26 protein-coding genes are annotated in these 23,349 nt (G+C 73.0%); 13 read left to right on the top strand and 13 right to left on the bottom strand.

All coding sequences use genetic code 11. From position 1 onward, the window contains the following. Positions 1–10 precede the first annotated feature (10 nt). Both dnaJ and DZA62_RS27435 read left to right on the top strand, forming a co-directional pair. Positions 11–1,150, top strand: a complete 1,140-nt coding sequence (gene dnaJ / locus DZA62_RS27440; RefSeq protein ID WP_116952145.1) for a molecular chaperone DnaJ — start codon at positions 11–13, stop codon at positions 1,148–1,150. Beyond that, entirely contained in the window at positions 1,147–1,884 is a 738-nt protein-coding gene (locus DZA62_RS27435) for a 16S rRNA (uracil(1498)-N(3))-methyltransferase (RefSeq protein WP_116952209.1), read from the top strand. The genes dnaJ and DZA62_RS27435 overlap by 4 nt, the downstream gene beginning before the upstream one ends. Before the next feature lie 3 nt (positions 1,885–1,887). Here the strand turns inward: DZA62_RS27435 and DZA62_RS27430 are convergent, their stop codons facing one another. From DZA62_RS27430 to DZA62_RS27420, 3 genes are all read right to left on the bottom strand, one after another. Then, positions 1,888–2,916: a Gmad2 immunoglobulin-like domain-containing protein gene (locus tag DZA62_RS27430; RefSeq protein ID WP_116952144.1), complete on the bottom strand. Its 1,029-nt coding sequence runs from the start codon at positions 2,914–2,916 to the stop codon at positions 1,888–1,890. 10 nt (positions 2,917–2,926) lie between these two features. Further along, positions 2,927–3,439: a SigE family RNA polymerase sigma factor gene (locus DZA62_RS27425; protein WP_116952143.1), complete on the bottom strand. Its 513-nt coding sequence runs from the start codon at positions 3,437–3,439 to the stop codon at positions 2,927–2,929. Positions 3,440–3,530: 91 nt separating this feature from the next. Next, complete coding sequence (locus DZA62_RS27420) at positions 3,531–4,592, bottom strand: LCP family protein (RefSeq protein ID WP_116952142.1); 1,062 nt, start codon at positions 4,590–4,592, stop codon at positions 3,531–3,533. A 170-nt stretch (positions 4,593–4,762) separates the two neighbouring features. On the opposite strand from DZA62_RS27420, the gene DZA62_RS27415 reads away from it, so the two are divergent. The 6 genes from DZA62_RS27415 (at position 4,763) to DZA62_RS27390 (ending at position 10,729) form a co-directional block, all read left to right on the top strand. Beyond that, complete coding sequence (locus DZA62_RS27415; protein ID WP_116952141.1) at positions 4,763–5,110, top strand: histidine triad nucleotide-binding protein; 348 nt, start codon at positions 4,763–4,765, stop codon at positions 5,108–5,110. Between the two features lie 113 nt (positions 5,111–5,223). Beyond that, positions 5,224–6,258 carry a PhoH family protein gene (locus DZA62_RS27410; protein ID WP_116952140.1) on the top strand — a complete coding sequence of 345 codons (1,035 nt, stop codon included), beginning with the start codon at positions 5,224–5,226 and terminating at the stop codon, positions 6,256–6,258. Beyond that, on the top strand, positions 6,255–6,719 hold the full coding sequence (ybeY, locus tag DZA62_RS27405; RefSeq protein WP_116952139.1) for an rRNA maturation RNase YbeY: 465 nt from the start codon (positions 6,255–6,257) through the stop codon (positions 6,717–6,719). Before DZA62_RS27410 ends, ybeY begins: the two co-directional genes overlap by 4 nt. Further along, positions 6,719–8,083, top strand: coding sequence for a hemolysin family protein (locus tag DZA62_RS27400; RefSeq protein WP_116952138.1), 1,365 nt, complete (start codon positions 6,719–6,721; stop codon positions 8,081–8,083). The genes ybeY and DZA62_RS27400 overlap by 1 nt, the downstream gene beginning before the upstream one ends. Continuing rightward, positions 8,080–8,421 carry a cytidine deaminase gene (locus DZA62_RS27395; protein ID WP_116952137.1) on the top strand — a complete coding sequence of 114 codons (342 nt, stop codon included), beginning with the start codon at positions 8,080–8,082 and terminating at the stop codon, positions 8,419–8,421. The genes DZA62_RS27400 and DZA62_RS27395 overlap by 4 nt, the downstream gene beginning before the upstream one ends. A 121-nt stretch (positions 8,422–8,542) precedes the next feature. Beyond that, the gene (locus DZA62_RS27390; RefSeq protein ID WP_157987945.1) at positions 8,543–10,729 is read left to right on the top strand and encodes a DUF7937 domain-containing protein; all 2,187 of its coding nucleotides are present in this window, start codon (positions 8,543–8,545) and stop codon (positions 10,727–10,729) included. Between the two features lie 123 nt (positions 10,730–10,852). Here DZA62_RS27390 and DZA62_RS27385 read toward each other — a convergent pair whose 3' ends face one another. Both DZA62_RS27385 and DZA62_RS27380 read right to left on the bottom strand, forming a co-directional pair. After that, a complete protein-coding gene (locus DZA62_RS27385) occupies positions 10,853–11,422 on the bottom strand; it encodes a TetR/AcrR family transcriptional regulator (protein ID WP_116952135.1) in 570 nt (189 codons plus the stop codon). Further along, a complete protein-coding gene (locus DZA62_RS27380) occupies positions 11,422–11,748 on the bottom strand; it encodes a DMT family transporter (protein WP_116952134.1) in 327 nt (108 codons plus the stop codon). The genes DZA62_RS27385 and DZA62_RS27380 overlap by 1 nt, the downstream gene beginning before the upstream one ends. A 105-nt stretch (positions 11,749–11,853) precedes the next feature. On the opposite strand from DZA62_RS27380, the gene era reads away from it, so the two are divergent. The 5 genes from era to DZA62_RS27355 all read left to right on the top strand — a co-directional run bounded on the left by era (position 11,854) and on the right by DZA62_RS27355 (position 17,102). Next, positions 11,854–12,822, top strand: coding sequence for a GTPase Era (era, locus tag DZA62_RS27375; protein ID WP_116952133.1), 969 nt, complete (start codon positions 11,854–11,856; stop codon positions 12,820–12,822). A gap of 180 nt (positions 12,823–13,002) precedes the next feature. Beyond that, on the top strand, positions 13,003–14,745 hold the full coding sequence (gene leuA, locus DZA62_RS27370) for a 2-isopropylmalate synthase (protein ID WP_116952132.1): 1,743 nt from the start codon (positions 13,003–13,005) through the stop codon (positions 14,743–14,745). Positions 14,746–14,815: 70 nt separating this feature from the next. After that, positions 14,816–16,381 (top strand): D-alanyl-D-alanine carboxypeptidase/D-alanyl-D-alanine endopeptidase, encoded by a 1,566-nt coding sequence (gene dacB / locus DZA62_RS27365; RefSeq protein ID WP_116952131.1) that lies wholly within the window; start codon positions 14,816–14,818, stop codon positions 16,379–16,381. Between the two features lie 44 nt (positions 16,382–16,425). After that, positions 16,426–16,674, top strand: coding sequence for a type II toxin-antitoxin system Phd/YefM family antitoxin (locus DZA62_RS27360; RefSeq protein ID WP_116952130.1), 249 nt, complete (start codon positions 16,426–16,428; stop codon positions 16,672–16,674). Next, positions 16,671–17,102 carry a type II toxin-antitoxin system VapC family toxin gene (locus DZA62_RS27355; RefSeq protein ID WP_198664251.1) on the top strand — a complete coding sequence of 144 codons (432 nt, stop codon included), beginning with the start codon at positions 16,671–16,673 and terminating at the stop codon, positions 17,100–17,102. Before DZA62_RS27360 ends, DZA62_RS27355 begins: the two co-directional genes overlap by 4 nt. On the opposite strand, the gene DZA62_RS27350 is transcribed toward DZA62_RS27355, so the two are convergent. Genes DZA62_RS27350 through DZA62_RS27315 form a run of 8 tightly spaced genes read right to left on the bottom strand, consistent with a single transcriptional unit; the run spans position 17,075 to position 23,347 of the window. Further along, complete coding sequence (locus DZA62_RS27350; protein ID WP_116952129.1) at positions 17,075–17,584, bottom strand: flavin reductase family protein; 510 nt, start codon at positions 17,582–17,584, stop codon at positions 17,075–17,077. The genes DZA62_RS27355 and DZA62_RS27350 overlap by 28 nt on opposite strands. A gap of 19 nt (positions 17,585–17,603) precedes the next feature. Further along, positions 17,604–18,320, bottom strand: coding sequence for an alpha/beta hydrolase (locus DZA62_RS27345; protein WP_116952128.1), 717 nt, complete (start codon positions 18,318–18,320; stop codon positions 17,604–17,606). After that, positions 18,317–18,790 carry a cupin domain-containing protein gene (locus tag DZA62_RS27340; protein ID WP_116952127.1) on the bottom strand — a complete coding sequence of 158 codons (474 nt, stop codon included), beginning with the start codon at positions 18,788–18,790 and terminating at the stop codon, positions 18,317–18,319. The genes DZA62_RS27345 and DZA62_RS27340 overlap by 4 nt, the downstream gene beginning before the upstream one ends. Continuing rightward, entirely contained in the window at positions 18,787–19,899 is a 1,113-nt protein-coding gene (locus DZA62_RS27335) for an LLM class flavin-dependent oxidoreductase (RefSeq protein WP_116952126.1), read from the bottom strand. The genes DZA62_RS27340 and DZA62_RS27335 overlap by 4 nt, the downstream gene beginning before the upstream one ends. Continuing rightward, positions 19,896–20,699 carry an ABC transporter ATP-binding protein gene (locus DZA62_RS27330; RefSeq protein WP_116952125.1) on the bottom strand — a complete coding sequence of 268 codons (804 nt, stop codon included), beginning with the start codon at positions 20,697–20,699 and terminating at the stop codon, positions 19,896–19,898. Before DZA62_RS27330 ends, DZA62_RS27335 begins: the two co-directional genes overlap by 4 nt. Continuing rightward, positions 20,696–21,541 (bottom strand): ABC transporter ATP-binding protein, encoded by an 846-nt coding sequence (locus DZA62_RS27325; RefSeq protein ID WP_116952124.1) that lies wholly within the window; start codon positions 21,539–21,541, stop codon positions 20,696–20,698. Before DZA62_RS27325 ends, DZA62_RS27330 begins: the two co-directional genes overlap by 4 nt. Beyond that, a complete protein-coding gene (locus DZA62_RS27320; RefSeq protein WP_116952123.1) occupies positions 21,516–22,397 on the bottom strand; it encodes an ABC transporter permease in 882 nt (293 codons plus the stop codon). The genes DZA62_RS27325 and DZA62_RS27320 overlap by 26 nt, the downstream gene beginning before the upstream one ends. Then, entirely contained in the window at positions 22,394–23,347 is a 954-nt protein-coding gene (locus DZA62_RS27315) for an ABC transporter permease (RefSeq protein WP_116952122.1), read from the bottom strand. Before DZA62_RS27315 ends, DZA62_RS27320 begins: the two co-directional genes overlap by 4 nt. Between the last annotated feature and the right edge of the window lie 2 nt (positions 23,348–23,349).

Genomic DNA, 23,349 nt, shown 5'->3' with positions numbered 1-23,349 from the left:
AAGACACAGGGTGCCCACCACCGACTACTACGAAGTTCTCGGCGTGCCGAAGAACGCCTCCAGCGAGGAGATCAAGAAGGCCTACCGCCGCCTCGCCCGGCAACTGCACCCGGACGTCAACCCCGACCCCGCCACGCAGGAGCGCTTCAAAGAGGTCGTCACGGCCTACGAGGTGCTCAACGACCCCCGCAAGCGGGAGATGTACGACCTCGGCGGCGACCCTCTCAGCAGCGGCGGCGGCGCGGGCGGCAACTTCGGCGGCGCGTTCTCGTTCACCGACATCATGGACGCCTTCTTCGGCGGGACGAACGCGCGCGGCCCGCGCAGCCGGGTCCGCCGCGGCCAGGACGCCCTGGTCCAGCTGAAGGTCGAGCTGGCCGACGCGGTCTTCGGCGCCACGCGCGAGCTGCAGGTCGACACCGCGGTGGTCTGCCAGGTCTGCCACGGCGAGGGCACCGCGAAGGGCGCCACCCGGGTCACCTGCCCGACGTGTCAGGGGCAGGGCGAGGTCAGCCAGGTGCAGCGCTCGTTCCTCGGCCAGGTCATGACGACCCGCCCGTGCCCGGCCTGCCAGGGCTTCGGGACGGTCAACCCGAACCCGTGCGTCGAGTGCTCCGGCGACGGCCGCGTCCGTACCCGCCGCACGCTCACCATCAAGATCCCGGCGGGCGTCGACAACGGCACCCGCATCCAGCTGACCGGTCAGGGCGAGGTCGGTCCCGGCGGCGGCCCGGCCGGCGACCTCTACGTCGAGCTGGCGGTCACGCCGCACCCGGTGTTCACCCGCAACGGCGACAACCTGCACTGCACGCTGCAGCTGCCCATGACGGCCGCCGCGCTCGGCACCAGCGTCGAGCTCGAGACCTTCGACGGCGCCACGACGGTCGAGGTGCGGCCCGGCGTCCAGCACGGCGAGGTCATCAAGCTCGGCGCCCGCGGCGTCCCGAAGCTGCGCGGCACCGGCCGCGGCGACCTGCTGATCCACGTCGAGGTCCAGACGCCGACGAAGCTCGACCCCCGGCAGGAGGAGCTGCTGCGCGAGCTGGCCGGTCTGCGCGGCGAGGAGCGGGTCGAGGGCCCCGGCGCGGCCGGTGGCCACGGCAACTTCTTCACCCGCATCCGCGACGCCTTCAAGGACGGGCTCAACTGACCGCACCGGTATTCCTCGCCGACGCCGCGGCCCTGCGCGCGGCGGACGTCGTCGTCCTCGACGGCGACGAGGGGCGGCACGCCGCGGTGGTCCGCCGTATCCAGCCGGGCGAGGCCGTCGAGCTGACCGACGGCGCCGGGCAGCTGGTCCGCTGTGTCGTCGCCGGGGCGTCGAAGCAGGGGCTGACCTGTGAGGTCGTCGAGCGGATCGACGTGCCGGAGCCGTGGCCTCGGGTGGTCGTCGCGCAGGCGATCCCCAAGGGCGACCGCGGCGAGATCGCCGTCGAGACGATGACCGAGGCCGGCGTCGACGAGATCGTGCCATGGGCGGCGCAGCGGTGCATGGTCCGGTGGACGGGCGAGCGCGGCGACAAGGCGCTGCGCCGCTGGCGGTCCACGGCGCGCGAGGCGGCCAAGCAGTCGCGTCGGGCCTGGCTGCCGGCCGTCACCGACCCGGTGCCGACACCGGCGCTCACGGCCCGAGCGGGGGCCGCCGCGCTCGCCGTCGTGCTGCACGAGGAGGCCACCGAGCCGCTCGGCGCCCTCGACCTTCCCACCGACGGCGACATCCTGCTGATCGTGGGCCCCGAGGGCGGCGTGGCGCCGGACGAGCTGGACCAGCTGGCCGCCACCGGGGCGGTCGTCGCCCGGCTCGGCCCGACCGTTCTGCGCACGTCGACCGCCGGCACCGTCGCGGCCGCTGTCGTGCTGTCGCGGACCGCCCGCTGGGCCTGACCGCTACTCGACGGTGAACGTGCGCGAGTCGCTCATCGGCGGCCGGCCCTCGCCCCCGGACTCATCGCTCTCGCTGACGACGATCTCGTAGCTGCCGGGTTCGAGATCCAGCTCGAACGCGAACGGGGAGAACGTGCAGCACTCCTCGGCGGTCGTGTTCCCGGAGTCGACGACCTCGCCGTCGCGGCGCAGCTCCCACAGCACGTTGGCCTCGTTCACCGCTGCCTCGCCGCTCACCGTGACGGGACTGGGCAGGGTCGCGCCCTCGGCCGGGTCGTTGAGCTGCACCAACTGCCGGACCTCCAGCGGATCGGCCCGGCCGACCGGCTCGCTGGGGTTCTCGCCGCCGACGGCGATGCGAACCGGCAGCGAGCCGTCCAGCTGCGCGGTCGCGGCCGCGGCCGTCGCCGTGTAGACGAGCTGCTGAGTAGCGAGGTCGGGATCGTCGCCGACCGCTGGCGGCCCGCTCAGGTCGACCACGATGGCGCCGTCGGCCACGTCGGCGGACAGCACCTCGACGCCGGGCTCCCACAGCGTGGTGTAGTCGGGGTCGGCCGGCGGCGCCGTCAGCATCTCGTTGATCGCGGCGGCGACGGGCGGCAGCGACGTCTCGACGGTGTGGAACTCGCGGACCAGCCGGAGCCCGTCGCCGGCGTCGGCCACGTAGTAGACCGGGACCGTCAGCGTCTGCGCCGGTGGTGTGGTCTCGGCGGCCGGCGGCGACGTCGGCGGCGATGTGTCCGTCGGCGTCCCGTTCGGGGACGTCGCCGGCGACGTGGACGTCGTCGTCGCGACGGGCGTGTCGTCGTCATCGTTGCTCAGGACGATCGCGCCGCCCACGATCACCGCCGCGGCCAGCGCCGTCGCGCCCGCGAGCCCCAGTACCACCGGTCGTCGCCACATCGGAACCACCGCCGTCCTCCTCCTGATCCTGGCCAGGCCGTCCGGGCCCGGCTGCACCCGCTCGGCGGCGCGGTGCAGGGCGTCGTGGACCTGCTGCTCCTCCGGCGTCCAGTCCTCCGGCGTGCTCACCGCTGCCTCCTCACGACCACTCCGCCATCGCGTCGCGCAGCCCGGCCAGCCCGCGTGAGGCGTGGCTCTTGACGGCGCCGTTGCTGATCTTCATCGCGCTCGCGATCTCCGACTCCGAGAGACCGCCGTAGTAGCGCAGGACGAGCGCCTCTCGCTGCCGGTCCGGCAGCCCGCGCAGCGCCTCGACGACGGCGTCGGCCGCAGCTCCGCCGACGGCGACCTGCTCGGCGCTGGGCGCATGGCCCGGCGGCTCCTCCGGATGGCGGGCCGCCACGCCGCGCCGGCGCTGGACCGACCGGCAGCCGTGCACCACGGACGTGCGCAGGTAGGCGACCGCCGCAGCCGGCTCGCGCAACCGGCGCCAGCGGCGGTGCAGGGCCACGAACGCGTCCTGCACGACCTCCTCGGCGACGGCCTCGTTGCCCTGGAGCAGCGTGGCCAGCCGGACGAGGCGGACATAGTGCGCCGCGTACAGGTCCGTGACGGCGTCGTCGGCCTCGGACCCGGTCCTGTCTTGCACCACATACCCCTACTGACGCGTTGCCGGCCATGCCGGTTTACCGATGCGCGCCCAACCGTAGGGGATCGGGTCGGTGATCTTCAGCCGAACGGGGTCAGCGGACCTCGTCGCCGGTGACGAGGTCGGGGTTGGCGGCGAGGAAGGCGTCCATGTCGTCGTCGGCCAGCGCGGTCCACAGCTGATCGGCGCGTTCCTGGTCGTAGACGACGATGCTCTGCGGGCCGGCCCAGCCGGTGCCGTCGGTCGGCACGGTGAGGAACGTCATGTCGTTCGAGCGCAGGTTGCGCATCGACAGTGCGAGGTCGACCATGCCGAACGCGCTGAGCTCCTCGTCGACCCGGGCGGCCTGGCCGATCGCGCCGGTGACGCCGTTGATCTTGCCGGGATCGGTGAGCGTGCCGGACGAGATCAGCTCGTTCATCAGGGCACGGAGGAAGTTCTGCTGCCGCTTGACGCGGTCGAAGTCGCCGCCGGGCAGGTCCTTGCGGTCGCGGACGTACTGCAGCGCCTGCTCGCCGGTGAGCGTGTGCGTGCCGGCCGGCAGCGGCTCGTCGTTGTCGGCGAGCGGCGTCTCCTCGTCGAACGTGAGCGTGACGCCGCCCAGCTCGTCGGTGAGCGCCTGGAACCCGTTCCAGTCGATCAGCGCCAGGTGGTCGACGCGGATGCCGGTGAGCTCCTCGAGGGTCTGCACGAACAACGACGGCCCGCCGAAGGAGTACGCCGCGTTGATCTTGTTGCGGCCGTGGCCGGGGATGTCGATCCAGGTGTCGCGGGGGATCGAGACCAGGTAGCCACGATCGCGCCCCTCCGGGAAGTGCGCCAGCATGATGGTGTCGGTGCGGGCCGCGCCCGGCTCGTAGACGTCGACCTTGTCGGCGCCGTCGAGTCCGCCCAGCAGGAAGGTGATGCTGTCGCCCGGGAGCTCGGCCGGGCGCGCGGTCTCGGGGATGTCGAAGGCGTCCGGGATCCGCTCGATGTTCGACGACACCCGGTTCACGAAGTAGAAGGCGACGCCGGCCACCGCGACGACCAGGATCAGCAGCGTCGCCAGGACGCCGATCAGGATGCGGCGGTTGCGGCGGCGCTTGCGCGGGCGCTCGTCCGGCGCGGCCTCGGTGGGCGGGTCGGACTGCTGCTCGTCGAGCGGGTTCGGCATGGCTCCAGAGGGTACGGTCAGGCGGCGACGGACAGGTGAGGACACCCCGCCTGCCGGTGGATCCCCCCACATCATGATGACGTCTGCCGGGCCGGACGGGTTGCACATCGGCCGCGAGTACTTTCGGTCCGTGCCCTAACATCCAGCTACCCGAATCACCGGAGGCGCGAGTGACCCGCGACGCGGACTGCCTGTTCTGCAAGATCGCCGGCGGCGAGATCCCGGCCGACGTCGTGCGCGAGACCGAGCACACGCTCGCGTTCCGCGACATCGCGCCGCAGGCGCCCACCCACGTGCTGGTGGTGCCTCGCGCGCACCACCGCGACGTCGCGTCGCTCGCGGCCGCCGCGCCGGACCTGCTGGCCGAGCTGGTACGGACGGCAGCGGCCATCGCCTCCGACGAGGGAATCGAGGCGTACCGGCTGGTGTTCAACACGGGGGAGCAGGCCGGTCAGTCGGTGTTCCACGTGCACGGGCACGTGCTGGGCGGGCGCACGATGACCTGGCCGCCGGGCTGAGCCGGCCGGAAATTCGCCGTGACTTGTCCCCGGCCGCAGGTAGCATTCAACACATCCACTGAACAGCGCGATCGAGACGGGAAGTAGGCGTGACAGGCCCAGCGAGGCCGCCCATGACGAAGACAGAACAGGCCGAACAGCAGGCCGCCCAGCACACCATCGTCGTACCCACGAGCATCTCCATGGTGAGCCTGCTCGGCTCGGGCGACGAGCTCATCAAGGTCGTCGAGTCGTCCTTCCCGGACGTCGACATCCACGTGCGCGGCAACCAGATCACGATGACGGGCCGTCCGGGCGACATCGCCGAGGCCGAGGGCGTCATCGACGAGATGGTGGCCGTGCTGCGTACGGGGCAGGGCATGACGCCCGAAGCCGTCGAGCGGACGGTCGCCATGCTGCGCGCCCGCACCGGCGAGCGGCCGGCCGAGGTGCTCACCGCCAACATCCTGTCCAATCGTGGGCGCACCATCCGGCCCAAGACGCTGAACCAGAAGCGCTACGTCGACGCCATCGACAAGCACACCGTCATCTTCGGCATCGGCCCGGCCGGCACCGGCAAGACCTACCTCGCGGTCGCCAAGGCCGTGCAGGCGCTGCAGGCCAAGCAGGTCAGCCGCATCCTGCTGACCCGCCCGGCCATCGAGGCGGGCGAGCGGCTGGGCTTCCTGCCCGGCACGCTGTCGGAGAAGATCGACCCGTACCTGCGGCCGCTCTACGACGCGCTGCACGACATGATGGACCCCGCCTCGATCCCGCGGCTGATGACCGAGGGCACCATCGAGGTCGCGCCGCTGGCGTACATGCGCGGGCGCACGCTCAACGACGCGTTCGTCATCCTCGACGAGGCACAGAACACCTCCGCCGAGCAGATGAAGATGTTCCTCACCCGGCTCGGCTTCGGGTCGAAGATGGTGGTCACGGGCGACGTCACCCAGGTCGACCTCCCGGCCGGCACCACCAGCGGGCTGCGCGTCGTCGAAGAGATCCTCGACGGCATCGACGACGTCCACTTCTGCCGGCTGAACAGCCGCGACGTCGTGCGGCACAGGCTGGTCGGCGAGATCGTCGACGCCTACACCCGCTACGACGCCGTGCAGGAGGCGGCGCAGGGCAACGGGCGGTCGCGCGTTCCCGGCCGACGCCCGTGACCATCGAGGTCAACAACGAGTCCGGCGCCGAGGTCGACGAGAAGACGCTGTCCGACCTCGCCCGGTTCGTGCTCGACCACCAGCGCATCCACCCGCTCGCCGAGCTGGCCATCCTGCTGGTCGACACCGACACGATGGAGACGCTGCACGTGCAGTGGATGGACGAGCCCGGTCCCACCGACGTCCTCTCCTTCCCGATGGACGAGCTGCGGCCCACGCCCGACGACGCCGATCCGGAGCCGGGCCTGCTCGGCGACGTCGTGCTCTGCCCCGACGTCGCCGCCACGCAGGCCAAGGCCGCCGGCCACAGCACCGCGGACGAGCTGCAGCTGCTGACCACTCACGGCATCCTCCACCTGCTCGGCTACGATCACGCCGAGCCGGAGGAGGAGAAGGAGATGTTCGGGCTGCAGAAACAGCTGCTGACCGACTGGCGGAGCGCCCGAGGAGGCGGCCGCTGATGTTCGCCTCACCGCTGCCCGCCGTCGCGCTGGCCGCCGCGGAGACGTCCACCACCTCCGGCGGCGCGTCCACCTTCTGGCTGCTGGTCTCGGCGGCGGTGCTGGTGGTCGTCGCGATGCTGTTCGCGATGTCCGAGGCGGCGTTGACCACCATCTCGCGCACGCGCGCCGAGGAACTGCACCGCGCCGGTCGTCGCGGGTCCGTCGCACTGGTGCGCGTCGCGTCCGACCCCGTCCCCGCGCTGAACACCGCGCTGCTGCTGCGCATGGCGTGCGAGGTCTCCGCGGTCGTCATGGTCGCGGTGGTGTGCGAGGAGTACTTCGAACCGTGGTGGCAGACGCTGCTGGTCGCCGCGGGCAGCATGGTCGTCGTGTCGTTCGTCGTCATCGGCGTCGCGCCGCGCACGCTGGGCCGGCAGCACGCCGAGGGCATCGCGCGGGCCTTCGCGGGGCTGCTGCTCGGCATCACCCGGGTGCTCGGCCCCATCCCCAAGCTGCTGATCATGCTCGGCAACGCGCTCACACCGGGCAAGGGCTTCCGCGAGGGCCCGTTCGCGACCGAGGCGGAGCTGCGCGAGCTGGTCGACCTCGCCGAGGCCGGCCGCATCATCGAGTCCGGCGAGCGCCAGATGATCCACTCGGTGTTCGAGCTGGGCGACACCGTGGTCCGCGAGGTCATGGTGCCGCGCACCGACGTCGTGTTCATCGAGGCGCACAAGACGCTGCGGCAGTTCCAGTCGCTGGCGCTGCGCAGCGGGTTCAGCCGCATCCCGGCGGTCGGGCCGGGCGGGCTCGACGACATCGTCGGCATCAGCTACCTCAAGGACGTCGCCCGCCGGCTCTACGACAACCGCGACGCCGAGTCCGTCGAGCGGGTCGAGTCGGTGCTGCGCCCGGCGTTCTTCGTGCCCGACTCCAAGCCGGCCGACGACCTGCTGCGAGAGATGCAGGCGCAGCGCATCCACGTCGCCGTCGTCGTCGACGAGTACGGCGGCACCGCCGGGCTGGTCACCATCGAGGACATCCTCGAGGAGATCGTCGGTGAGATCACCGACGAGTACGACGCCGACGAGGACGGCATCGAGACCCTCGACGACGGCGTGGTCCGGGTCAGCTCCCGGCTGCACATCGACGACCTCGGCGAGCTGTTCGGCCTCGAACTGTCCGACGACGACGTCGACACCGTCGGCGGCCTCATGGCCAAGCAGCTGGGCCGCGTCCCCATCGCCGGCGCCCAGGTCGACGTCGCCGGGCTGCACCTCGTGGCGGAGGGCCCGGCCGGTCGCCGCAACCGCATCGGAACCGTCCGGGTGAGCCGGCCCGTTCAGGTCACCGACACCGAGCCGCACGAGGAGCATGCGTGAGCGACGCACTCGACCCCGAGGACGCGAAGATCCTGATCCTGGCCCGGTCCGCCCGGGCCCGCGCGGCGGCGCCCAGCGGCGCGGCCGTACGCGACGCCGACGGCCGCACCTACGCCGCCGCCGACGTCACGCTGCCGTCGCTGCGCCTCACCGCGTTACAGCTGGCAGTCGCGTCCGCGGTGTCCAGTGGCGCCACCGGGCTCGAGGCGGCCGCGGTCGTCACCGACGGCGCCGCCGGCGGTGTCGACACCGCGGTGGTGTCGGATCTCGGCGGACCGGGTATACCGGTTTACGTCGCTGGTCCCGACGGCACGCCCATCACGGCGCTGCGTTCGTAGCCATCAGCATCCGAGTGCGCTAACGTGCGGCCGTTCGAGAGTCCGGCACATCAGGCGCTCCGGGAGTGCGGCGCTGCCCACGCGTGACCCTCCGAAGCGACCGACCGAGACGGAGAGACGAATGAACTTCTGCAGCAACTGCGGGGCGCCGGCCACTGGCTCGGCCTACTGCGGCAACTGCGGCGCCCCCTTGACGGCGGACGCCGCGGCGCCGCGGGCGGGCCAGGCTCAGGCCGGGCCGGCCGCGGGTGGCGCCGGCCCGGCCGCCGGTGGCGCCGGCCCGGTGGCGGGTGGTCCCGCAGCACCCGCCGCAGCGGCGGCCCCGGGTGGCGCTGCGCGCAATCCGTTCGCGGACATCCCGGTGCTCGACTACGTCCGCGACGTCGTCGCGCTGGTGCTCCTGCTCGTCTCGTTCGGCATGCCGTGGGACCTCTCCGACACGGTGACCGGCAAGGTCTACGTCATCTTGGTGACGCTGCTGTCCGTCATCTCGCTGTCGCTGCCGTACCTCAAGCGCGGCGGCGTGCTGCCGGCGTCGTGGGGCACCGCGGAGCTGCGGCTGGCCCGGCTCGCCGCCAATGCGCCGTACGTCGTGGTCGTGCTGATCACACTGGTGCTCGGCTACGTCGGCGAGAACCGCGGCGACGGCGTGGGCGTCGGGATGGCGTTCGGGCTGGCCGGCGCGCTGCTCGCGGCTCAGGGCCGCGAGGCCGAGCAGTCGCCGTCCGGCGACGGCCAGGTGTGGCGCTGGGCCACGCTCGGCACCGGCGGGCTGTTCGCGCTGCTGACCGTCGTCAGCATCATCACGTTCCTCACCGACGCCGCCGAGGGCCAAGAGTGGGAGATCGTCGCGTACCTCATCGTCTCGATGCTGTTCTTCCTGGCGCTGGCCGTGCTGCCGTTGCTGGGCGTGCTCCGCGGCGACGCCGCCTGGCGCGACGTGCTGCTGCTGGTCGGGGTGGTCTCGCTGTTCGTCGGCGTGTGGCAGCTCGGCGCCGAGGGCACCATGAGGGACTCCTGGAGCCTGAGCACCTACGGCCCGCAGCTCATCCTCATCCCGGCCATCGCCGTCGCGGCGGCCGCGCCCGGGCTCCGGCCGCAGTACAAGCAGGCCCCCGGCGCCGCCTTCTGGTCCGGTGTCGGCCGCCGGATCCTCGAGCTGACGATGGTGGTCGCCGCCGTCGGCGTGGTGCTGTACGTCCTGCAGATCATCGGCAGCGAGGAGGCTCGCGGGCTGGCCATCGTGGTGCTGGTGCTCATGCTGATCCTGGTGCTGGCGGCGTTGGTCGGCCGCAACGCGCTGCTTCGCGACGCCAACGCGGGCCGCGCCATCGCGGTCGTGGCCGGCGGTGTGTTCATCCTGCTGGGCATCGTCATCGCCGCGATCCTGGGCGCCTCCGACGACGCGACCGTCGCCATCGCCGACGCCACGATCATCAGCGTGCTGTGGTGGTTCGGGGTGGCGCTGTTCGTGGTGCTGACGGCGCCGCCGTCGGTCCGTGCCGAGTACGGCCCCATCGGCGCCAACCAGCTCAGCCTCGGCAGCGTCCTGCCGGGCAACGGCGGCGGCTCGACGACCTCGGCACCCGCGGGAAGCGGGGTCGCGACCGGTGCCGCCGCCGCGGCCGCCGGCGCCGCGGCAGCCCGTCCGGCCGAGTCCAAGGCTGAGTCCAAGGCCGCCGCCAAGGCGGAGGCCAAGGCGCGGGCCGCGGAGGCCGAGGCCGACGCCAAGACCCAGGCGGCCGAGGCGAAGACGCAGGCGGGCGAGGCCAAGGCGGAGGCCGAGACCCAGGCGGCGGAGGCCAAGGCAGAGGCGGCCGACGCCAAGGCGGAGGCCGAGACCCAGGCGGCGCAGGCCGAGCCGCAGGCGGCCGACGCCACCAAGGCGAAGGACGACGAGGTGCCGGCCAGCCCGGCCGTGCCCGCTGACGACGCGAAGACCGTCACCGGCGCTCCGGCCGGCGGGCAGGAGGGCCTGCTCAGCGAGGCCAAGCCCGGCCCGATCAGCGGCCTGGCCGTCGACCAGCCGGCCGCCGACGACACCGCCACCCGCGTCGACCAGCCGCGCGTCGAGCCGGCCACCCGGGTCGACCAGCCGGCCGTCGGCGACACCCCCGGGTTCGACGCTCGCACCGCGCTCGACCCCAACACGCCGTTGCAGACGCTGGCCGACATCGCGGCGCAGGAACCGGGGCTGCGCAAGTACGTCGCCGCCAACCCGTCGACCTACCCTGAGCTGCTGACCTGGCTGAGCCAGCTCGGCGACCCGGAGATCGACGAGGCCCTGCGCCGCCGCGGCGGTCGCTGAGCAGAACACACACCGAACACACACCGACGCCGGCCCAGGGTTCACGCCCCGGGCCGGCGTCGTTCTGTACTCCGCGCGAACCGGGCCGTCGTCCGGCGAGCAGCTCGCCCTGTGACGCGTCGGTCAGGGGTGGTCGAGCACGGCGGTGAGCGCGTCGGCGGCGGCGGCGCGCACGTCTGTCAGGCCGGCACCGTCGGCGAGGGCGCCGAGCACCGCGCCGTCGACCACGGCGAGGACGACGTGCGGCGGGACTCCGGCCGCCAGTCCGGAACGCTCCAGCACCGCCGCCACGCTCTCGCGCGCCGCCGCGTTGGAGCGCCGCGCGGCCGCCGCGAACAGCGGCTCGCGGGCGGCCAGCACGTACCGCTCGTACCACGCGACCAGCGCGCCGTACTCGTCCGGCGTGAGCAGGGTGGCGATCATCCGGGCCACCGCGGCCGCGCCCCGGCGCCGGGCCGACAGCGCGTCGACGGCGGCGGACATGCGGGCGGCGTCGTCGTCGGCGAGGGTCTCGACGGCGGCCCGGCGCAGCTCCGTCAGATCGGCGAAGTAGTACGTCGTGGCCCCCAGGGGCACGCCCGCCCGACCCGCCACCCCACGATGGCTCACCGCCTCCAGCCCGCCGCTCTGCAGCAGGTCGGCCGCGGCGCGGACCAGGGCGGCGCGCCGTTGTTCGCCCTTCGCCGTGGCCATCAGTGCGCGCCGCCGCCGGCGAGGTTCAGCAGGATCACGCCAGACACGATGAGCCCGATGGCCGCGATGCGCAAGAACGTCGCCGGGTCGTCGAAGAACAGCATGCCGACGATCGCCGTGCCGGCCGCGCCGATGCCGGTCCAGACGGCGTACGCCGTGCCGACCGGCAGCTCGCGCAGGCCGAGGCCGAGCAGCAGCATGCTGATGACGACGGTGACGGCGAAGCTGATGCTCGGCCAGAGCCGAGTGAACCCGTTCGACTCCTTGAGCGAGACCGCGAAGGCCGTCTCGAACAGCCCGCCGACGATCACGTAGAGCCACGCCATGGTGTCCTCCTGTCACACCCGAATTCCTGTACGACTGTACCAAAAAACTAGTACGAATGTACAACTCGGCGACGGGGCGGCGCCCGAGGTGGGAGACTCGACACCGTGATCGGTGACTACGAGGGCTTCCGTTCGGGCTTCGCCTGCTTCGTCGGGCGGCCCAATGCGGGCAAGTCGACCCTGACCAACGCCGTGGTCGGCGAGAAGATCGCGATCACCTCGAACCGGCCGCAGACCACCCGGCACGCCATCCGCGGCATCGTGCACCGGCCCGACGGCCAGCTGATCATCGTCGACACCCCCGGGCTGCACCGGCCGCGGACGCTGCTGGGCCAGCGGCTCAACGACCTCGTCCGCACCACGTGGGCCGAGGTCGACGTCATCGGGCTGTGCGTGCCGGCCAACGAGACCATCGGGCCGGGAGACCGCTTCATCGCCGGCGAGCTGGCCGCGCTCAAGCGGACGCCGAAGCTGGCCGTCGTCACGAAGTCCGACCTCGTCAGCGCCGGGCGGCTGGCCGAGCAGCTGACGGCCGTCGCCGAGCTCGGTGCCGAGGCCGGCATCGAGTGGGCCGACGTCGTCCCCGTGTCGGCGACGGAACGACTTGCGCCCTCGGCTGGGAAGCGTGCCTCGGCCGGCGCCGACCGCGTCGGGCTGCTCACCGAGCTGCTGCTGGCCCAGCTGCCCGAGGGTCCGCCGCTGTACCCCGACGGCGAGCTGACCGACGAGCCGGAGGAGACGCTGATCGCCGAGCTGGTCCGCGAGGCCGCGCTCGAAGGCGTCCGCGACGAGCTGCCGCACTCCATCGCCGTCGTCGTCGAGGAGATGATCCCGCGCGAGGACCGTCCCGAGGACCGGCCGCTGCTAGACATCCACGCCAGCCTCTACGTCGAGCGCGACAGCCAGAAGGCGATCGTCATCGGCCGCAAGGGCGCCCGGCTGCGCGACGTCGGCACCAAGGCGCGGACGCAGATCGAGCGGCTGCTCGGCACGCCGGTGTACCTCGACCTGCACGTCAAGGTGGCCAAGGACTGGCAGCGCGACCCCAAGCAGCTGGGCCGGCTGGGCTTCTGACCGAGCGAGGGTGGGAGAGACCGGGCCACGGCGGCCAGTGCTAGAGTCTCTCTTCATGCGGCGTTCGAGCCTCCTGCTTAGCTGCCGCGATGGGGTCCGCTAGACCGGCTCCCTCATCGCGGTGAGTTCGCGCTGCCGGTCGCGCTCTGTACGACCATCCCGAGCAGGAGCCCCTCCGCCATGACCATCGCCAACGTCTGGCCGCCCACCCAACAGCCGTCCGGCATGCCCGCGAGCCGCTACCGGCCGTTCCACGAGCAGATCGTCGTCGACCTCCCCGGCCGCACCTGGCCCACGAAGCGCATCACCACCGCGCCCCAGTGGTGCGCGGTCGACCTGCGCGACGGCAACCAGGCGCTCATCGACCCGATGAACGCCGAGCGCAAGCTGCGCATGTTCCAGCTGCTGGTGAAGATGGGCTACAAGGAGATCGAGGTCGGTTTCCCGGCCGCCAGCCAGACCGACTTCGACTTCGTCCGCCAGCTCATCGAGGGCGAGCTCATCCCCGACGACGTCGTCATCCAGGTGCTGACGCAGTGCCGCGACCACCTCATCGAGCGGACGTTCCAGTCGCTCGTGGGCGCGAAGCAGGCGATCGTGCACCTGTACAACTCGACGTCCATCCTGCAGCGCCGCGTCGTGTTCGGCCTCGACCGCGCCGGCATCACCGACATCGCGACCACGGGCGCGCGGGCGGCGCAGAAGTACGCCGAGGCGATCACCCCGGACACCGAGATCTACTGGGAGTACTCGCCGGAGTCCTACACCGGCACCGAACTCGACTACGCCGCCGAGATCTGCGGCGCCGTCGCCGACGTGCTGCAGCCGACGCCGGACCGCCGGATGATCGTGAACCTGCCGGCGACGGTCGAGATGGCGACGCCGAACGTGTACGCCGACTCCATCGAGTGGATGAACCGCAACCTGCCGCACCGCGAGTCGATGATCCTGTCTCTGCACCCGCACAACGACCGCGGGACGGCGGTCGCGGCGGCCGAGCTGGGGCTGCTGGCCGGCGCCGACCGCGTCGAGGGGTGTCTGTTCGGCAACGGCGAGCGCACCGGCAACGTCGACCTCGTCACGCTGGGCATGAACCTGTTCACGCAGGGCATCGACCCGCGCATCGACTTCGGCGACATCGACGAGATCCGCCGCACGGTCGAGTACTGCAACCAGCTGCCGGTGCCCGAGCGGCACCCGTGGGGCGGCGACCTCGTCTACACCGCGTTCTCCGGCAGCCACCAGGACGCCATCAAGAAGGGCTTCGAGGCGCTGGAGCGCGACGCCAAGGAGGCCGGCGTCGCCGTCGAGGACCACGTGTGGGAGGTCCCGTACCTGCCGGTCGACCCGAAGGACGTCGGCCGCACCTACGAGGCGGTCATCCGGGTGAACTCGCAGTCCGGCAAGGGCGGCGTCGCCTACATCATGAAGAGCGAGCACCAGCTGGACCTCCCGCGCCGGCTGCAGATCGAGTTCTCCGGCGTGGTCCAGGGCCTCACCGACGGCGAGGGCGGCGAGGTCGAGCCCGCCCGCATGGGCGAGGTGTTCCGCGCCGAGTACCTCGAGCGCGAGACGCCGCTGGCGCTGAACTCGGTGCACACGTCGTCGGCGGCGGGGGAGCGCGACGCCCTGCAGGTCGGGGTGTACGTCGACGGCGAGCGGCAGGTGCTGCACGGCAGCGGCGACGGCCCCATCGACGCGTTCACCGACGCGCTGCGCAGCATCGGCCACGACGTCCGGGTCCTCGACTACGCCGAGCACGCGCTCACCTCCGGCGCCGACGCGAAGGCGGCCGCCTACCTCGAGTGCTCGGTCGGCGGCGAGGTGTTCTGGGGCGTCGGCGTCGATCCCAACATCGTGACCGCCTCGCTCAAGGCGATCGTCAGCGCCGTCAACCGATCGGCCGCGCGCGCCACCTCTTGACACCACCAGAGGTATAGACCATCGTCTTCGCTCTCCGGATCGATCATCCCCCGATACCGAGGAGCCCTCGATGGCCAGCTGGACCCGCACCCTGGCCGTCACGGCCGGCGCCACCGCGCTGGTCGTGACGGGGAACGTCGCCTCACACCTGCTGGCGGCGGAGCCTGATGCGGCTCCGGCCGATGACGCCCTGACCGCCGACCTCGACGCGATCCTCGCCGATCCGCGTCTGGACGGCGGCCAGGCGTCGGTCGTCGTGCGCGACGCCGCGACCGGCGAGACGCTCTACGAGCACGACGGCGCCCAACGGCTGATGCCGGCGTCGAACGAGAAGCTGCTGACGTCGGCGGTCGCGCTGGACGTCCTCGGACCGGACCACACGTTCGCGACCACCGTCGCGACGACGGCCCGGCCCGCCGGCTCCGTATTGCGCGGCGACGTGTACCTGCGCGGCACCGGCGACCCGACGCTGCTGGCGTCGGACTACGCGGAGCTCGCGAAGGAGCTGGCCGCCGGCGGTGTCCGCGTGGTGTCCGGGCGGGTGCTGGCCGACGACACCTGGTTCGACGACGTCCGGCTCGGCAACGACTGGGCCTGGGACGACGAGCCGTACTACTACGCCGCGCCGGTCTCCGCGCTCACCGTGGCGCCCGACACCGACTACGACGCCGGCACGGTCATCGTCAACGTCGATCCGGCCGCCCAGGCGGGCAGCCCCGCGGTCGTCACCCTGACCCCGCACACCGACGCGGTCACCATCGTCAACGAGGCCACCACCGGCACCGCCACCGACGTCTCCGTCGAGCGTGAACACGGCAGCGACCGCATCGTCGTCTCCGGCACCGTCGCGGCCGGCGGCAGCGGCGCGAGCGAGTGGGCCAGCGTCGAGGAGCCGGCCGACTACGCCGCCGACGTGTTCGTCAAAGCGCTGGCCGCGGAGGGTGTGCGGGTCGCCGGCGGGACCGGCCGCGGCGCGACCCCGTCCGGCGCCACCGTGCTCGCCGAGCACGAGTCGATGCCGCTGAGCGAGCTGCTGGTGCCGTTCCTCAAGCTCAGCAACAACGGCCACGCCGAGGTGCTGATCAAGGCGATGGGCCGTGAGGTCGCCGGCGAGGGGACCTGGGCCGCCGGGCTGGCGGTGCTGCGCGACGGCCTCGCCGGCTACGGCGTCGACACCGCCACCGTCGCCAACCGCGACGGCTCCGGGCTGTCGCGGCGCAACCTGATCCCGGCCGCCGAGCTGGCCGACCTGCTGGTCGCCGCGCAGGACCGGCCCTGGTTCGACGTCTGGTACGACGCGCTGCCGATCGCCGGCGTGTCCGATCGCCTGGTCGGCGGCACCCTGCGCTCGCGGATGGCCGGCACCCCCGCCGCCGGCAACGTGCACGCCAAGACCGGCTCGCTGACCGGCGCGTCGGCGCTGTCGGGTTACGTCGACGACGCCGACGGCCGGCGGCTGGTCTTCTCGGTCGTGTTCAACGACTACCTCAGCGGCAAGCCGAGCGACCTGGAGGACCGCGTCGCCGTCCGGCTGGCCGCGCACTCGGCGGACGCTGCTGCCCGCGTGACCAGCGCGGACATCCCCGCCGTCGAGCTGCCCGACGACGTCGAGTGCTCGTGGGTCAAGGCCTGCTGACGCGTCGCTTTGACCAGATGACCAGGTCGTGTGACCATGACGGCATGTCGATGACCACGGAGCCCTCGGGTACTGAGATCGCCGCCGGACGGTTCAAGGCGGTGTGCCTGCAACTGCTCGACGAGGTCGCGCGGACCCGGCAGCCGATCACGGTCACCAAGCGGGGCCACCCGGTGGCCATGCTGGTCCCGGTCGCCCCGCCGGCGCCGCTGTTCGGCGCTCTGGCCGGGTCGATCGGCCGCTACGACGATCTCGTCGCGCCCGTCGACGAGGAGTGGGACGCCGGGCGGTGATCGAGGAGGGCAAGACCCACGTCGTGCTCGACACGCACGTGCTGGTGTGGATGCTCGCCGGTGACGAGCGGCTGTCCCGCGAGATCCGGCAGGTCATCACCAATGCGTCGTACGAGCACGGCGCCGAGCTCTCGGCGATCAGCCTGTGGGAGGTGTCCATGCTTGCGGCGAAGGGGCGGCTGCAGCTCTACCGCGACATCGGCACCTGGGTCGAGCTCGTCGCCACCCATCCCGCGCTGCACATCGTCCCGCTGGCGCCGGAGATCTCCGTCGCCAGTACCCGGCTGCCCGGCGAGCTCCCGCGCGATCCCGCCGACCGGATGATCGTCGCCACCGCACGCGGCCTGAACGCCACCCTGATCACCGCCGATCGCGCGCTGCTCGACTACGGCGCCCAGGGTCACGTCCGGGTGCTGGCCGCCGCCTGACTGGCCACGGTGCCGTACGCGCCGGCGTGGTAGACCAGCGGGGCGGCGGCCGGCGCGGCCGTCACTGCCGCGTCGACCACCCGCGCCACGACGATGACGTGGTCGCCCACCGGCAGCCGGTGCGTCACCTGCGCCCGCACGTGGCTGGGCGCGTCGTCGAGTACCGGCTCGCCCGACGCCAGCCGCGACCATGCCGTCGGCGCGGCGAACCGGTCGATGCCGCTGGTGGCGAACCGCGTCGCGATGTGATCCTGGCCGGCGTCGAGGAAGTTGACCACGATCGAGCCGGCCGCCGCGAACGCCGGCCAGGCCGACGCCGTCGCCGACACCGCGAACGACAGCAGCGGCGGGTCGAGCGACACCGACGCCAGTGAGGTCGCGGTCAGCCCGGCGGGCCGTCCACCGGCCGAGGCCGTGATGACCACGACCCCGGTCGCGTACCGGCGGAAGACGCTGCGGAAGGTGTCGGTGCTGACGGACATGGGTCCTCCTCGGGGTGGTTCAGTCCAGGCGCTCGGAGGCTGCGACGGCGGCGCCGGCGCGCAGGTCTTCGAGGAACAGCACGACGTGGGCGGCGGCGGTGCGATGTGACCGGTCGTTGAACGCGTCGTGCCGGCCGCCCGCCAGGGTCACCAGGACGAGGCCGGCGACGGCGGACAGCGCGTCCCGGGCGGCGGGGTAGGGGCTGACGGCGTCGGCGTCGCCGTGCAGCGCGAGCACCGGGATCGCCACGTCGCCCAGGACGGCGCCGTCGGGCACCGGGCCGTCCAGCGCGTCGGCGGTGAACCGGGGGTCGTCGCGCAACCGGCCGGCGTGCACCGGGCAGGACGTGCGCGCCTCGATCTCGGCGTCCACCGAGGCCGCGTCGAACCCCGCGATCACCGGATATCCGGCCACGATGACGGCGTCGGCGCCGACCGGCCCGGCCACCGCCAGCGCGAGCACCGCGCCGGTGTCGGACCCGGCCAGCACGTAGGGCCGCGGCAGCCCGGTGTCGGTGAGCACCGCGGCCACGGCGGCGCCGGCCGCGTCCGCCGTCGACGGCGCCTGGTCCAGCGCCCGCACCACGTACCCGTCGGCGGCCAGCCGCCGGCCGAACCGCTCGTACACGCCGCCGTGCTCGCCGCGGCCGGGCAGCACCACGACGGTGCCGCGCGCCGTCACCCCGGCCGGCGGATCGAAGGCGACGGCGCCCGGCGCCGTCTCGACGACGCTCACGATTCGGCCTCCGGCGCGCACTCGGCGTCGGCGGCGACGCCGTCGGTGGCCCAGAGACTGGGCAGGTTGACCACGATTCCCTCCTGGGTGCTGCGGGCGATCACCACGACCGCCTCCTCGTCCGGTGACGGGTTCTCCTCGCGGTGCGGCACGTACGGCGGCACGAAGACGAAGTCGCCCGGCTCGGTCTCGATCCGGATCTCCTGGTCGCCGTCGGCGAAGACGAACACCGGGTGCCCGGACTTCACGTAGATGGCGGTCTCGGCCTCGCCGTGGTGGTGGTCGCCGGAGTTCGTGGCGGGCGCGACGTCGGTGCGGCCCATCCACAGCTTCGACGACCCCACGGTCGCGCCGGAGATCGCCTCGAACCGCCGCATCCCGGCGGTCTGCGCGGTGTCGGTGGACAGCCCGGCGCCGCGGATGTGCTCGAGCCGCCCGTGCCAGACCCGGTTGGCGTCCTCGACGCTCATGCCGCCTCCGTCTCCGCCCGCGCCTCGGCGCCGGTCCGCAGCAGCGGCACCAGGTCCTCGCCCCAGCGCAGCACGTCGGTGACCGGGTCGAAGCCACGGATCAGGAACTTGGTGACGCCCAGGTCGTAGTACTTCAGCAACGCCTCGGCCACCTGCTCCGGCGTGCCGACCGGCGCGGTCGAGTTGCCGGCCGGGCCGAACAGCTTGGTGATGCCGAACCAGAGCCGCTCGTCGTGCACGTCGCTGACCGCGGCGTGCTCCTGCAGCCGGTTCGACGAGACGGCGTTTCGCTCGGCCGAGCGGCGGCGCGGGCCCCACCAGCCGTCCTCGGTGCCGGCCTTCTCCTTCACCTCGACGGCGTCGGCGTAGATCTGCCGCGCCTTGGCCCAGGCGGCCTCCTCGGTGTCGGCGACGATCGGCCGGGTCGACAGGCTGAACTCGACCGTCCGGCCCAGCTCGGCGGCGCGCGCCCGGACCAACGCGATGCGCTCCGCCGTCGCCGCCAGCGGCTCGCCGAACAGCATGTAGACGTCGGTGTGCCGAGCCCCGGTCTCGACGGCGGCGTCGGACTGGCCGCCGAAGAACACCGGGATGCCGGCCGGCGTCGCGGGCTTCACCGTGCTGAACGCGCCGGTGTACCGGTAGAACTCGCCCTCGTGGTCGAACGGCTCGTCGGAGCTGAGCGTGCGGCGCAGCACCTCGATGAACTCGCCGGTGCGCCGGTACCGCGCGTCCTTCTCGGCGTAGTCGCCGTCGCGCTGCTGGTCCTGCTCGCTGCCGCCGGTGATGTGGTGGATCGCGACGCGGCCGCCGCCGGTCAGGTGGTCCAGCGTGGCCAGCTTGCGGGCCACCAGCGTCGGCTGGACGAACCCGGGCCGGTGCGCGATGAGCACCTTGAGCCGCTCGGTCTGGTGCAGCACGCTCGCGGCGACGGCGAACCCGTCCGGCGACGACGCGCTGTAGCCGATCAGCACCCGGTCGAACCCGGCCAGCTCGTGCGCCTGCGCGAACCGGCGCAGGTAGGCGGCGTCGACCACGGGCCCGGGGCGCCAGCCGAGGCTCTCCGAACCCTCCTTCGTGCCGACCATGCCGAGAACTTCCACTGTCATCTCGTGCTCCTTGCGTAGGTGGGACGGGGCCCGTCGATGCTGGGGACGGACGCGATGAGCCGCTGCGTGTAGGGGTCCTCGGGCTCCAGCAGCACCCGGGCCGCCGGGCCCTCCTCGACCACTCGGCCGCGGTAGAGGACGACGATCCGGTCGGCGATGCCGGCCAGCGAGCCGAGGTCGTGCGAGATCATCACGATCGCGACCTCGCGCTCGCGCCGCAGCCGGTCCAGCACCCGCAGCACGTGGTTGCGGTTGGCCGCGTCCAGCGCGCTGACCGGCTCGTCCAGGAGCAGCACCCGGGGGTCGACGGCGAGCGCGCGGGCGATCGTGACCCGCTGGCGCTGGCCGCCGGAGAGCCGGCCGGGCAGCCGGTCGCCCAGCGCCGGATCCAGTCCGACCTGCTCCAGCGCGGCGACGGCGCGCGCCCGCCGGTCCGCGGCCCGGCCGTCGCCGCGGATCGCCGGCCCTTCGGCGACGGAGTCGAGCACGGTCACATCGGGATCGAGCGAGCGCAGCGGGTCCTGGAACACGTACTGCACGCGGCCGGTGCGCCGGAACCGCCGCAGCTCGGCGCCGCGCAGCCCGGACACCGGCGTGCCGTCGACGCGCACGGTGCCGGCGTGCAGCGGCGCCAGCCCGACGATCGCCCGGGCCAGCGTCGTCTTGCCGGAGCCGGTCTCGCCGATCAGCCCGACGATCTCGCCGGATCGAGCCGTCAGACCGACGCCGTCGAGGATCCGCGACTTCGCCCGGCGGCCGAGCCAGACCTCGACGCCGTCCGCCTCCAACGCGGCCGTCACCGCGTCGCCAGCCGGTCCAGGCCGTACTCGCGGTGGTCGGCGACCAGCGCGCGGGTGTACGGGTCGGCGGGCTCGTCGAGCACCTGGCGGGTCGGGCCGGACTCGACCACCCGCCCGTGGCGCAGCACGACGACCCGGTCGCACAGCTGCGCCACGACGGCGAGGTCGTGCGAGACCAGCAGCAGCGACAGCTGCCGTTCCGCGCGCAGCGTCGCGATCAGGTCCAGCACCTCGGCCTGGACGGTGACGTCGAGCGCCGTCGTCGCCTCGTCGGCGACCAGCAGGTCCGGGTCGCCGGAGACCGCGATCGCGATGAGGACCCGCTGCAGCATGCCGCCGGACAGCTCGTACGGGTACTGGTCGTGCACGTGCTCGGGCCGGTGCAGCCCCATCGACGCGAGCAGCTCGACGGCGCGCGCCCTGGCGACGCGGCGGTGCAGGCCGTTCTTCACCCGCAGCACCTCGGTGAGCTGCCGGCCCACGGTCAGCGACGGGTTCAGGTAGGACGCCGGGTCCTGGAACACCGCGGCGATCCGCGGCCCGCGCACCCGGTCCCACTGCCGACGCGTGTACGCCGCGACATCCTCGCCGGCCAGCCGGATCGTCCCGCCGCTGACGGTGACGCCGGGCGGCGGGACGCCGAGGATCGCCCGGCAGGTCAGCGTCTTGCCGCTGCCGGACTCGCCGACCAGGCCGATCGCCTCGCCGGGCGCGAGGCCGAAGCTCACACCGTGCACCAGCTCGCGGGCTCCGGCGGTGAGGTGCAGGTCGTCGACGCGGAGCAGGGGAGCGGCGGCGGACGCGGCCGCCGCCGGGTCAGACGCGAGCAGCGGGGACGTCATCGAGGACCTCCTGCGGGGCGGGGACGGAGGACGCCGGGGCACCGTCGCCGGTGGCGTCGCGGATGGCGTCGGCCAGCGCGTTGAGCGCCGCGACGGTCACGATGATCAGCAGCGCCGGCGCGACCGGGCCGAACGGGCGCTGGGTGAGGTAGCCGAGGTCGCTGGCCAGCATCCCGCCCCACGTCGGCGCGGGCGGCTGCACACCGATGCCGAGGAACGTCAGCGACGACACCACCAGCAGCGCGCCGGCCATCGCCGTCGCCGTCGTCACGACGACCGTCGGCAGCACCTTCTGCCAGACGTGGGTGCGCACGACGCGCCAGCGGGTCGCGCCGAACAGCGTCGCCGCCTCGACGTACTGCGCCTGCCGCAGCCCGATCGCCGCGGCCCGGGTGACCCGGTAGAAGGACGGCGCCATGAGCACCCCGACGGCGAACATGGCCTGGTGCAGCCCGTTGCCCAGCAGGGCGGCCACGGCGATCGCGAAGATGATGAACGGCAGCGCCATCAGCCCGTCCATCACCCGCAGCGACAGCCACTCGAAGACCGGGCCGAAGTACACCGAGGCCAGCCCCGGCAGCACGCCGAGCAGCAGCCCCAGCCCGACCGCCTCGGCCGCCGCGATCACCGACAGTCGCGACCCGGCCAGCAACCGGCTGAGCACGTCGCGGCCCACGTAGTCGGTGCCCAGCCAGTGCTCCGCGCTGGGACCGGCCAGGATCGCCGTCGTGTCCTGGTGCAGCGGGTCGTACGGCGCCAGCCACTCGCCGGCGACCATGAGCACGACGACGACGCCGAGCACCGCCAGCGCGATCTTCGCCGCCCGCAACCGGACGGCCGACCGCAGCGCCCTCATACCGTCCGCCCCGATCCCGGCCGCAGCCGCGCCAGTGCCACGTTGACCAGCACGCTGGAGACCAGCACCAGCGCGATCGCCACCAGCAGCGTCCCCTGCACCACGGGCACGTCGCCCTGCAGCGCGCCGGTCGTCGCCAGCTGCCCGAGCCCCGGCATCGCGAACACCGTCTCGGTGATGACGGCGCCGCCGATCAGCCGCGGCACGTGCAACCCGAGCACCGCGACGGCCGGGCCGGCGCCGTTGCGCAGCGCGTGGCCGAACACCACCCGGCGCGGGCCGAGGCCGCGGACCACCGCGCCGGTCACGTAGTTCTCCCGCAGCGTCCCGACCAGGCCGGTGCGCAGCTGGCGGGCGAGGTCGGCCGCGCTGTCCAGGCTGAGCGCGACGGCGGGCAGGATCAGATAGGTCAGCCACGGTCCGACGCCCTGCGACGGCGGCACGTACCCGCCGGCCGGGAAGACCGGGACCAGCACCGCGAACACCACGATCAGCGCGATGCCGGCCACGAACGCCGGGATCGTCGACAGCGCCGCGCACACCGCCGTCACCGCGCGGTCGAACCAGCCGCCCGCGTTCAGCGCCGCCCCGATGCCGGCGGCCGCGCCCAGCACGACCGCCAGCAGCAGCGCCAGCGCCGCGATCGACAGGCTGACCGGCAGTCGCTGCCCGATGCTCTCGGCCACCGGGATGTGCGTGAACCAGGACCGGCCGAGGTTGCCGGTGAAGGCGTCGGCGATCCAGGTCACGTACCGCTCCAGGAACGGCCGGTCCAGCCCGAACTCGTGGTTGAGCCGGTCGATGTCGGCCTGGGTCGCGGTCTCGCCCATCGCCGCCGCGGCCGGGTTCTGATCGCTCAGCGCGCCCAGCCCGAACGTGATGAACGTCGAGATCAGCAGCACCGGGACGGCGATCAGCGCGGCCCGGCCCACCGCGTGCAGTGCCCGCACAC

Origin of the sequence: Jiangella endophytica, from assembly GCF_003427025.1 — a bacterium.
Taxonomy (GTDB): domain Bacteria; phylum Actinomycetota; class Actinomycetes; order Jiangellales; family Jiangellaceae; genus Jiangella; species Jiangella endophytica.
Note: the sequence above shows the minus strand (reverse complement) of the source record. Positions and strands in the feature narration are given on the sequence as shown.

Bases quoted from the DNA above. Each gene is read 5' to 3' on its own strand.
- DZA62_RS27320 (WP_116952123.1), bottom strand. From the start codon at position 22,397: ATGAGGGCGCTGCGGTCGGCCGTCCGGTTGCGGGCGGCGAAGATCGCG.
- DZA62_RS27420 (WP_116952142.1), bottom strand. From the start codon at position 4,592: ATGCCGAACCCGCTCGACGAGCAGCAGTCCGACCCGCCCACCGAGGCC.
- DZA62_RS27325 (WP_116952124.1), bottom strand. From the start codon at position 21,541: ATGACGTCCCCGCTGCTCGCGTCTGACCCGGCGGCGGCCGCGTCCGCC.
- DZA62_RS27360 (WP_116952130.1), top strand. From the start codon at position 16,426: ATGTCGATGACCACGGAGCCCTCGGGTACTGAGATCGCCGCCGGACGG.
- DZA62_RS27400 (WP_116952138.1), top strand. From the start codon at position 6,719: ATGTTCGCCTCACCGCTGCCCGCCGTCGCGCTGGCCGCCGCGGAGACG.
- dacB (WP_116952131.1), top strand. From the start codon at position 14,816: ATGGCCAGCTGGACCCGCACCCTGGCCGTCACGGCCGGCGCCACCGCG.
- DZA62_RS27410 (WP_116952140.1), top strand. From the start codon at position 5,224: ATGACGAAGACAGAACAGGCCGAACAGCAGGCCGCCCAGCACACCATC.
- DZA62_RS27340 (WP_116952127.1), bottom strand. From the start codon at position 18,790: ATGAGCGTCGAGGACGCCAACCGGGTCTGGCACGGGCGGCTCGAGCAC.
- DZA62_RS27390 (WP_157987945.1), top strand. From the start codon at position 8,543: ATGAACTTCTGCAGCAACTGCGGGGCGCCGGCCACTGGCTCGGCCTAC.
- DZA62_RS27380 (WP_116952134.1), bottom strand. From the start codon at position 11,748: ATGGCGTGGCTCTACGTGATCGTCGGCGGGCTGTTCGAGACGGCCTTC.
- leuA (WP_116952132.1), top strand. From the start codon at position 13,003: ATGACCATCGCCAACGTCTGGCCGCCCACCCAACAGCCGTCCGGCATG.
- DZA62_RS27385 (WP_116952135.1), bottom strand. From the start codon at position 11,422: ATGGCCACGGCGAAGGGCGAACAACGGCGCGCCGCCCTGGTCCGCGCC.
- DZA62_RS27350 (WP_116952129.1), bottom strand. From the start codon at position 17,584: ATGTCCGTCAGCACCGACACCTTCCGCAGCGTCTTCCGCCGGTACGCG.
- DZA62_RS27335 (WP_116952126.1), bottom strand. From the start codon at position 19,899: ATGACAGTGGAAGTTCTCGGCATGGTCGGCACGAAGGAGGGTTCGGAG.